Genomic DNA, 9,869 nt, shown 5'->3' with positions numbered 1-9,869 from the left:
AGACCTCTTGCGAAAGTATAGTTTTATCTAATTTTTGAATTGGCTAAAACCTCATAAAATATAGCTTTTGGCTGCATCTCTTATAAGAATTTCTTTGTAAGTTTCGAGTAAAGTTCTATAAAATCACATAAATTTTTAATTTATGATTCAAGTTATTGAATATATGTAATTTTAGTTCATTAAAATTTTTTAATTTTTTGCATAAAAAACTGTAGACTACTAATTAATTACAATATATGTTCTTAACATTGTTGTGAGTCACCGCGAATGCGGTTTTTGAGTTATCGCATAGGCGATTTTTAGATCCTTTCAAGCCACTGAAAGTTATACTCATTTTTGAGTTATCGCATAGGCGATTTTCAGAAAGCCCATTTTAAAAATGGGCTTTTTTGATTTTTTATCTCAGTATCATCTGATTGGATAGTTGTTTATTGCAACTTATTTGAAACTAATTAAGAACTAAAATGAAACCAATATGTAACTAATTTATGGGGTGCTGCTTAATACAGACAGGATTCATTCAGAACATTTAAGCAATCACCTACTGCCACAACCAAACCAATAATCGCATTACACCTAAAATCACTGCTGCATAGGCGTGTAAAATCAAATAAACAATGGTAATCCAGCCACTTGCTCCATCGACCTCACGACCTGAATATTCGCACAACACTACAAAAGCTACAGCCAATATCTCCATCACAATCGTTGTTTTCAATACCATGACCAAGGAAAATGCAGCAACCACACCCAAGCAATAAAAAGCAGTACAACCGTGAGTAAAATCTTACTGAGCTGTCCCAAGATTTGTAATGACCTACTCCATTGAGGAGCTCGGTCGGATAATAGGCGATAAAGCAAACTCTACCTACATCATCTTCTCTGCTTCGCTTAAATCGCTGCCAGCTAACCGTTTAGCTTTCTTACTTGTCTTTGGTGATGGATCTCTACTCAGCCAGGCTATACGTTGTTATAGCTGCCTCTACGGCATTTGTATTGATATCAGCAATGTGTTTACTGAATGTGTAATCAGGATTCAGCTTAGTTGCACATTTTAGTGCAGTATCAATCTCAAGGTGAGTATAGATACACAAGTTGTAATGGTGGTTATTAATCAATTTCCACAGGAATTTTGCAGTTGGATCTTTAGTGTATAGGAAAATATGACAATAAAAATCAAACTATGTTCATCAGAAAATATCTTGAGCCGTTCAGAGCTTAAAGTTTTTTCCTACAAATTTAATCACTTAAGATGACTCTAAGGTTATTTAAAAGACTTAAATGTTTGAAATTTTTATTTTGTACCTTATACACAGGGCTAGGATTAGCGAACTCATTAGAGATAAATTCTGGAGTTGTAATAGCCCTTGCCAAATTTTTCGAGCAAAAGTCTTTTTCCAAATAACGCAATGTAAATAAAAAGGATTCTATATTAGGTGTTACTGCAATCCATTTTCTATTTAAGTTATTTGCCGCATTCAAGCAGACGCTATCAAAGCTGCAAGCATCCAATATTAGGGAGTCTTCATTGGTACTGGATTTAATAATAACCTCATAGGCTTTCTGCAGATTTTTAATTTGGTATGTTGAATTTTTTGCTGATGCTAAGTCCCAATAGTCTGTATATCTAACACCAGTATCACTTTTAACATAATCTTTTAAACGTGGATTGCCTGTTCTGGACCAATGAATAAGACCCTGTTGATCAAGTTCATCCATTTTTTCTGGAGAAAAACGCCAGTGCTTACCTTCGGGTGGATTCATATCCCTCCATTGCCTACCAGTTTCACCATGTTTTCGCACACCAGGAACATGTAAAGGCATGAGTCTAAATTGCCCCAGTGCATCCACATGAGGAAACTTTTTAGCTAAATTATCTTCTGTGATTGTCTGGATCAGATCATTCCAAATAAAGTTATCTGTTTTGGTATAAAAAAGGATTACCTCATGAGCTGTTTTAGTAAAGCCTTTTGATGCTTTAAATGAAGAATTATGGGTTTTTAGTAAAATTTGATTCACACACCTAGCTTCGCCAAAAACTTTATCTAATATTACTTGGAATTCACTCATTAGATGAAGGTTGGAAACATGTACATATAAACTACCTTTATCAGTAAGTAATTGTCTCAATAATTCAAAATATTGACGGTAATGTTTAAGTACAGAATCTTTGTTTTTAAAGAGCCCCACAAAAAGAAAAAAATCGATCTCTGGTTTTATAATAATCAAATCAAACTCTTTAGATTGTGAAACAAGTGTATGTAAAGAGTTTATTTCATTCCCAACAATGATATCAAAGTCATTGATTTCATATTTTATTTTTTCAAAATCTTTATCAGAAATACCCGTGTTGCTATTTTCAAAGAAATGGCTAAAAGAAGGGAATGCAACAAACTCATCCATTTAAGTGTCTCAAAAAAAATAGCTATTTGTACGGATTATATGATTGACAACCTTAATAAAACAAGTTAATTTTTTTGGTAACCAATATGGTTACCAAAAAAATGGTTTAAAAAAAAGAGCTTTAAAAACTCTTTTTCCCATTTATTACGATCATAAGAATATGAGGCAATAAACTACGCCACTTGGTAGGTTAGCGTAGGGATTTTTTCATAGTAGATATCGAAAGTAAAGTTATCTATATCCTCATTGTCTCTAGTTCTTGTGATCCTTTACTTTACAAGGATAAATTTATGCCAAATGTGTATACAGCCCACAATAACTTAGACTTGATGTACCGAGAGGAAAAAATCCGGAAGGGTTTTCAGAAAGAGGTCATTAAATCTGTTTTACAGAAGCTTTATGATTTTATGAGTTATGATTCTGAAAATTCATCGAACAAGATGATCACTCATTTTGGATTGAATGAATATTCTAGTCATTCTGCACATCAAGAGAAATTAGAAAAGTGGCTTCAACAAGAAATTTCAGAAGTTTACCTGCATGAGATAAGTCAGGAAGAAGTCGTTGAGATTTTATGGAAGAAAATTCTCGACATCATTAGCCATTAATTTTTATAGGGACTGTGCTAGATTAACTTAGTACAGCCCCTATATTAAAACTAATTTATAACTAAATTAGTTTCAAATTGATTTTTATTTAGTTTCATTCTTCCTTTAACTTCTTCAATGCAAATCTAATAATGCCATTGTGAGTTTGGCCATATTTCTCTGCCAACTCAGTCAACAGCCTATACTCATACTCGTTCATCGGAATCGTATGCGTCTTAAATTTTCTGGAAGCTTTAGGGTCTAGCTTTGGTGTGGTTTGCTCATTAGCTCCATTGATGAAGGCTTCTATATCAGGAGCTGTCTTTGTAATTTCCCTTTTCTTAATCATACAAGAAGTTCCTTCATGAATGCCTCAAACTCTTCTATTGCTTTTGGGTTATTGGATTCAACAACACCTTTACCTTCAGCAGTGACATCACGATAAACCTTGCGATCATGGATCACGGATGACAACGCTGTGAACAATGGGAAGTCAGCGAGATAATCGTTCGCTTGCTGTACTTCAGATACTGATGGATTTGTTGGGGCCAATGTTAGTAGTCCAAATGGCTTCAGTTCCTCATTAAAGGACTTCGCCTGATCAATCATTTCTGATAGATGAGGTAGAGTATCCAAGTCGAATTGGGATGGCCTAAATGGCACTACCAGGTAATGAGCCGTTAACATTGCTGTTCTAAGCTCTTTGCTGTCATGTCCAGCAACATCGACAATCACATAATCATAACGGCTATCTAGGTCTTTCAATGTGTTCTTGATGTCGCCATAGCGTTGAACACAATGCACTTTAGGTAAGTTAGTGTCATCTCTGTCTTTAACCCAATTAGCTGAACTTTGCTGAGGATCAGCATCAACTAACACAATGTCTTTGTTATGTTTAGCAAGATATGCTGCAATGTTGATGGCTATTGTTGATTTACCACATCCACCTTTTTGGCTTCCAATTAATAGAATCATTTTACTTGTAATTTGTAACTAATTTGAATTCAATATAGTTGCATTTTTAAGTGGTGTAAATGATTACTTGAGAAATTCTGTTATCTGCCGATTCAGCATTAGTCTACATTTTCCCACCTAAATGATGGTTATTCTTCATACTGATTCATCACTGTAAATTGATACTCGTAAAACAAGAAATTCTCTTAAATTTTGAAGCAGTAATCTTTTTATTTTTAAATACTTTTAATTTTTTTATTTTTAAGACCTCTGTAAGCCTTATATAGCAAGCGTTTCAGAGGTGATAAGTCTACGTTTTCCCACCTTGTGCCTACACTGTTTGTTGATGTATGCTAATTGGATAATTACATGGGGAAACCTCAGTGAAAAATGACCTCGTAGTGAAGGATAATGCGTTAATCAATGCTAGCTATAATTTAGACACAACAGAACAACGATTGATTCTCTTGGCGATTGTGCAGGCAAGAGAAGTAAGCAAGGATGTGGACGCTAATAGCACGTTAGAGGTTCATGCTCATCATTACATGAAGCAATTCAATGTTGATAAGCATGCAGCCTATGAGGGGCTTAAAAACGCTGCTAGCAACCTATTTGAGCGCAAATTCAGTTACAAGGGTATCCATGAGGGAACTCAACAGGAAAAGATCGTCAAATCACGGTGGGTTTCCAAAATAGCCTATGTTGATTCTGCAGGTATCGTAGAACTCACTTTTGCACCTGATGTCATTCCATTGATTACGCAGCTTGAGAAGTCATTCACTGCTTACGAACTTAAGCAAATTAGCTCTCTTACAAGTAAGTATGCTATTCGCCTTTACGAGTTACTCATCCAATGGCGTAGTGTTGGAAAGACACCTATGTTTGATATTGATGACTTTCGATTCAAGCTTGGGTTAGCTGAAGGTGAATATGCAAAGATGGCGAACTTTAAGGTTCGAGTACTAGATATAGCATTAAACCAGATCAATGAACTGACTGATATCACAGCTTCTTACGAACAACACAAAGTAGGGCGTACGATTAGTGGTTTCTCTTTTTCATTCAAACCTAAGCAACATGTGGATGCAATTACGCATAATAAACCTAAGAAATTGACAGATAAACAGATTCAATTCTTTGCCAACAAGCTAGCTCACCATGATCCATTTGCAAGCAAAAAAGCTGCAGTAGGGGAAAGCTATGCTGATCTAGAGAAAAGGCTTCTGATTGAACTACAAGATGTCGAGTTTGTCAGAAAGTATGCTAGTGTTCTCAAAGAGTTAGGCCTCGAGGTATGATATGCAACTAGATTAGTTGTTATGTAGAACTAATCTAGTTTTGTAATAATTTCAATTTGATTGCAAAAAATTAAGCAGCAGATAACTTATCTGCCAATTGCTCCGCCTGCTCCAAGACAGTCTCTGTTGTAAGCAAAGCCATATCAGGTGGATAGCCTACTTCTTGAGTAATCGTTTCACAATAACTCTGAGTTTCGCTCATTACTCTGGGCAGGCAATACAAAATCTCTAAACAATATAAGAAATCTTCATTTCTCACACCCAGTCCGCAATAGCTTGCGCTATGTGGCCAGTAAAGATCAAAAAACCTTTATGGCTGATCTGAAACCTGTTTACCGGGCAGACACCAGGCAGGCAGCTGAAATAGCTCTGGATGAACTGGAAGCCAAATGGGGTGATAAATACGAGAAAGTCATTCGCTCGTGGCGTGAGAAATGGCATTTACTCAGTGCCTATTTCAAATACCCTAAAGCCAGGAAACCAATTTATACCACCAATGTGGTTGAGGCAGTACATCGCCAATTCAGAAAACTCACCAAAACCAAATGGGCTTTCCCGAATGAAAATAGCCTGCTGAAATTGCTCTATATTGGCATTCAACAGGCTTCTGAAAAATGGACAATGTCGGTTGGAGGCAAACCATCACACAGTTATCGATTGATTTTGAAGGCAGACACTTGCGGAGCAGTTCTCCTCATATAATTAAGCTCTAGCCAATTTGGCTGACACAGAATTTTGAAAGCTTTGGAATTATTAGTGCTAACACTAATGACACTTTAATATCAATGGCATAAAACTCATTTTATGAACTATTGATTAAAAAAACATCAAATCTACCGTTACACAGCCAAAAATTTTTCAATACATGCTGAAATTACGTTTTTCATCGTTCAATACATACCCAAATTATTTCAATACATGCTGAAATTGCTTTTTTAGTCGTTCAATACATACCTAAATTATTTTCAATACATACTCTTTGTGGCATTTTCTACCAAAAATTACCCAGCAAAAAATCAAAAGCATCCAGGCGCACTCACTGATTGGTTGTTTAAGCAATGTATCTAAAAAAAACAATTCAACAATCGTAAAGCTTTTCGCTTGTTTTTTTAAGTTTATTAAAGTCAATAATTTTTTTAAATATTTGATAAATATTGACTTATTTTATTTATCACTACCTTAAATTAAATATTTTTCTCAAATCATCACTTTTGAAAACTCAATTTTTTCATATTTGGTATGTTCTCGTCGAAAGCAAGTTTCTGTGTTTTTTAGAAGCTGCTTCTAATAAGCAAGCCTACCTGTAGCTACAGAAAACTGCACTACGTGCACTTTTCTGGTACGCAACAGGGCTTGTTAGGGGCGACCCCCTAAGACCCCAAACTTCACAAATTTGATGACGGGATAAAAATGAAAACTGGTAAACGAACCATTACAAAGCGCTTACGCTTTTTAGCGCTGCAAGAACAGCAGTTGGATCAGCTGCTAATTGCAAACAGCATGAATTTTACGGATTTTGTACATTGGCTGATTGGACAGGCTTTTATGAAAACTCAGCACACCGTGCCAAAAGAAACGGAAGGCATTGCCCAGCCTGAACCTGAGATCAAAAAGCGCCACCGTCGTCCAGAAAAAATCCTGCAGCGACCTGCTCCTAAGGCCGATCCCAAATTACTGTTGGAGTTGGGTCGTATTGGTAACAACCTGAATCAGATGGCCCGTGCTTTAAATATCATCAAAAATGCGAATCCCCAAGAACAGCAGAAGCTTGATATTTTCAGCGTATTGCTTGTTTTAAGAGGTATCCAAACTGAGTTAGAACAAGTATTTCCCGCACTGCCTAAAATCGGCAGACAAAGCCCTGACCGGCTTCAAAAGCAACTGGAAGACTTAAATGTTGACCAGGCACTACCTTCGATTGTTTTAGCGGAGCAGGATGAAAGTGCATATTAAATTTCTGGATCACGGAAAAGGGTCGGCTGCACACGCTTCAGCGTATGTTTTAGATCAGTTCGATCATCAAGGAAATCTGCGTGCTGGCGTTCATGTTTTACGAGGTGATGCGACCACGTTCAATGCCATTTGTAATGCAAGCCCTCACCTGTGGAAGTACACCAGTGGAGTAGTCGCATGGTCAAAAGACGATGATCCGACTGACGAGCAGATCCTGGAAGTTTTAAATGACTTTGAAAAACACGCTTTTGCAGGACTTGATCAGTCTCAATACCACCTTTTTGCTGTTCTGCACACTGATGATGACGGCTCAAAACATATTCATGTTTTAACGCCACGGCTCGATATTCAAAGTGGTAAATCACTGAATATTGCCCCGCCAGGACACGAAAAACATTTCGACGCATTACGAGATTACTTCAACACAAAATACGAGTGGTCGCGCCCTGATGACATCACTTGGACACAAACAACGCAAGAGCCGAATCACGTTGCAAAACTTAATGCACAAGCCAAAAAAATCCTTGCAAGCGAAGAGTTGAAGACACTTAGAAAAAAGCAGTTTTGCAAGACTGTTGATAATCTCGTCAAAACGCTTTTAAAGACGCAAACAGTAAAAAACAGGGCGGATATTGTCAAATGTATCGAGCAACTCCAAGGCGTTAAATCAGTTAAGCAAAGTAAAGAATTTTTAAGTGTCGTATTAAGCAACGGCAAAACACACAGACTCAGAGGAGATTATTATCATGAACAATTCGAAATTGGACTTTATTCAAAGCGTCTACGAGCAGCAACAGAAAGCCGAGCAACTGCAGATGAGCTTGCAACAGCTCTCCGACAGGCTGATCAACTTCGAGAAACTTATCGAGCAAAGCGAGCAGCCTATCATCAACGGCACTACGCTTTTGCACAAAGTACAGGAGAAGACAACAGCCCTGGAATTACACCTCAACTCGATTTTGACCGAGATAGGGAATTTATCCCCCCAAGCAATAAAAACGCTGACAGCCAGCTATACCGTGCAAATCGAGGAACTCCAGGCAAAACTCGCGAGTATAGATATTACGGAAATATCAAAAGTGAAATCGAGCATAGATTCGTTTTCAATATCAACTCAGGCTCTACAGAGCAAAATCAACAACCAGTTGCAGAACATCTCGATAGATCAGAAGAGCATCCAAGCCCAAGTCCAGGCCCAAGTGCAGCAAGCGATAGTCAATCAAAGTGGGCAAATCGAGAGCGAAATACAAACGCTGATCACGGAAAAACTGAATACGCAAAAAGCAAAATACATTTCATGCGGGATGATCTTGTTTGGGGTGCTGATGATTTTAATCAGTTTTTATACGATTTATCAGTCCAGTACAAACTTAAAGACCATCCAAGCGCAACGACAAATCATTCAACAGAACTCAGAAGCAATCACGGCCCAAATCAATTATTTGAACACCCTACGGAGGTAAGTCATGCAGACCGAAATCGACCAATTTTTGACAGAGCAAAACGCCTTGTTGAGTCAACAAAACAGCTTGTTAGCAGAACAAAACGAAGTCTTGAGTCAACAGGTCAGTTCATTAAAGAATATTTTGACCACTTACAGCGAAGTAGAGCAGAGTTTAAAGGACAAAATCAACAACTTGAACTCAGAGAAAGAAGCTCAACAAGCATTAATTTTGGCTATGAAAGTAGAACTTTCAAAGCTCGAGCAGGGCGAATTTTCGGAGCAATTACAGCAAGCATTTCAAGAAAACTTGAGAATCCAATTGCAAAGGCAATTGACGACAGCATTAAATCAACTGAATTTAAAAGCTACTGTCAGAGACTTAGTGAAGATCGAATTACAACCCATTCAACAGACGATACGCACACAGCAGACAGACCTGGAGGCAGCACTCTCAATCATCTCGCAATTGCAGGTACCAACCGACTTTTACACAGACTTGGAGATGCAAAGCAAGCAGATCAATACGCTTGGGGAAACTGTAGAACGATTAATGACCTTAATCAACAACTTGAACAACTAGAACCCATAGTCGCTAAAATTCGACCCAAACCAAAGCCGGCTACAGATTTCCGTGACTTGCGAATTGACGCTTATTACCCCGGTTACGTTGCTGATCACAAACAACTTTCAGCCCAACAACAGCAAGCATACAACGATAATAATCTATTGCAATTGATTGATTGTGTGCAGAAAAAAGCTCAAAACTTGGAGAAATACATCAGCCAAGCAAGCAGAATGATCAATACATGGGACTATGACAAAATCGAGGAGATCATAAAAAACGACCGATGCATGCTTAACTATTTGAAATGTGAAATTATTTTAGAGCCTCAAAACGATCATTTGAAACATCAAAGAGCGTCATATCAATCGTGTTTAGAGAGTTTTGAGAACATAAAGAGCCATATCCACGAGGTGAAAAAGCCTAAGCCGATTCCTCAAAGCGATGTCTTAGAGCAAACTTATGAACCTGAAAAGCAGCCAAATCGTGATTATGATCTAAATCATTAATGTACGTTGGAACAATTTATTGTTATAAAAAATTAGGTTTATCGACCCTTGCAGGGTGTACGTTGGAACAATTTATTGTTATAAAAAAATTAGGTTTATCGACCCTTGCAGGGTGTACGTTGGAACAATTTATTGTTATAAAAAAATTAGGTTTATCGA

The 9,869-nt window shown here is 37.3% G+C and carries 8 protein-coding genes and 2 pseudogenes; 5 read left to right on the top strand and 5 right to left on the bottom strand.

Annotated features, from left to right (window positions below):
- Window positions 1-541 precede the first annotated feature (541 nt).
- Both EXE09_RS18875 and EXE09_RS18170 read right to left on the bottom strand, forming a co-directional pair.
- On the bottom strand, window positions 542-718 hold the full coding sequence (locus EXE09_RS18875; protein ID WP_165382089.1) for a hypothetical protein: 177 nt from the start codon (window positions 716-718) through the stop codon (window positions 542-544).
- A gap of 521 nt (window positions 719-1,239) precedes the next feature.
- A complete protein-coding gene (locus tag EXE09_RS18170; protein ID WP_130118196.1) occupies window positions 1,240-2,403 on the bottom strand; it encodes a DNA methyltransferase in 1,164 nt (387 codons plus the stop codon).
- Window positions 2,404-2,693: 290 nt separating this feature from the next.
- Between EXE09_RS18170 and EXE09_RS18165 the strand changes: the two genes are divergently transcribed.
- Entirely contained in the window at window positions 2,694-3,011 is a 318-nt protein-coding gene (locus EXE09_RS18165; RefSeq protein WP_115729225.1) for a hypothetical protein, read from the top strand.
- Between the two features lie 94 nt (window positions 3,012-3,105).
- On the opposite strand, the gene EXE09_RS18160 is transcribed toward EXE09_RS18165, so the two are convergent.
- Both EXE09_RS18160 and EXE09_RS18155 read right to left on the bottom strand, forming a co-directional pair.
- A complete protein-coding gene (locus tag EXE09_RS18160) occupies window positions 3,106-3,339 on the bottom strand; it encodes a hypothetical protein (RefSeq protein WP_115729226.1) in 234 nt (77 codons plus the stop codon).
- On the bottom strand, window positions 3,336-3,965 hold the full coding sequence (locus EXE09_RS18155) for an AAA family ATPase (RefSeq protein WP_115729227.1): 630 nt from the start codon (window positions 3,963-3,965) through the stop codon (window positions 3,336-3,338). Before EXE09_RS18155 ends, EXE09_RS18160 begins: the two co-directional genes overlap by 4 nt.
- A gap of 362 nt (window positions 3,966-4,327) precedes the next feature.
- Between EXE09_RS18155 and repM the strand changes: the two genes are divergently transcribed.
- Window positions 4,328-5,242 carry a replication initiation protein RepM gene (repM, locus tag EXE09_RS18150; RefSeq protein WP_115729228.1) on the top strand — a complete coding sequence of 305 codons (915 nt, stop codon included), beginning with the start codon at window positions 4,328-4,330 and terminating at the stop codon, window positions 5,240-5,242.
- A 70-nt stretch (window positions 5,243-5,312) separates the two neighbouring features.
- Here repM and EXE09_RS18145 read toward each other — a convergent pair.
- Window positions 5,313-5,440, bottom strand: a pseudogene (locus tag EXE09_RS18145) (type I restriction enzyme endonuclease domain-containing protein); the annotation flags it as partial.
- A 60-nt stretch (window positions 5,441-5,500) separates the two neighbouring features.
- Between EXE09_RS18145 and EXE09_RS18140 the strand changes: the two are divergent.
- From EXE09_RS18140 to EXE09_RS18130, 3 genes and pseudogenes are all read left to right on the top strand, one after another.
- A pseudogene (locus tag EXE09_RS18140) lies at window positions 5,501-5,955 on the top strand (transposase); the annotation flags it as partial.
- Between the two features lie 697 nt (window positions 5,956-6,652).
- Window positions 6,653-7,195, top strand: a complete 543-nt coding sequence (mobC, locus tag EXE09_RS18135) for a plasmid mobilization relaxosome protein MobC (protein WP_004977505.1) — start codon at window positions 6,653-6,655, stop codon at window positions 7,193-7,195.
- Window positions 7,179-9,710 carry a relaxase/mobilization nuclease domain-containing protein gene (locus EXE09_RS18130; RefSeq protein ID WP_130118195.1) on the top strand — a complete coding sequence of 844 codons (2,532 nt, stop codon included), beginning with the start codon at window positions 7,179-7,181 and terminating at the stop codon, window positions 9,708-9,710. Before mobC ends, EXE09_RS18130 begins: the two co-directional genes overlap by 17 nt.
- Window positions 9,711-9,869 lie beyond the last annotated feature (159 nt).

This window comes from Acinetobacter sp. WCHAc060025, from assembly GCF_004209355.1.
GTDB lineage: Bacteria > Pseudomonadota > Gammaproteobacteria > Pseudomonadales > Moraxellaceae > Acinetobacter > Acinetobacter wuhouensis.
This window is presented reverse-complemented; position numbering and strand designations above follow the sequence as displayed.

What these genes read in the sequence shown, in the direction of transcription:
- EXE09_RS18170 (WP_130118196.1), bottom strand. Translation starts at nt 2,403, where the DNA reads ATGGATGAGTTTGTTGCATTCCCTTCTTTTAGCCATTTCTTTGAAAAT.
- EXE09_RS18165 (WP_115729225.1), top strand. Translation starts at nt 2,694, where the DNA reads ATGCCAAATGTGTATACAGCCCACAATAACTTAGACTTGATGTACCGA.
- EXE09_RS18160 (WP_115729226.1), bottom strand. Translation starts at nt 3,339, where the DNA reads ATGATTAAGAAAAGGGAAATTACAAAGACAGCTCCTGATATAGAAGCC.
- EXE09_RS18155 (WP_115729227.1), bottom strand. Translation starts at nt 3,965, where the DNA reads ATGATTCTATTAATTGGAAGCCAAAAAGGTGGATGTGGTAAATCAACA.
- mobC (WP_004977505.1), top strand. Translation starts at nt 6,653, where the DNA reads ATGAAAACTGGTAAACGAACCATTACAAAGCGCTTACGCTTTTTAGCG.
- EXE09_RS18130 (WP_130118195.1), top strand. Translation starts at nt 7,179, where the DNA reads ATGAAAGTGCATATTAAATTTCTGGATCACGGAAAAGGGTCGGCTGCA.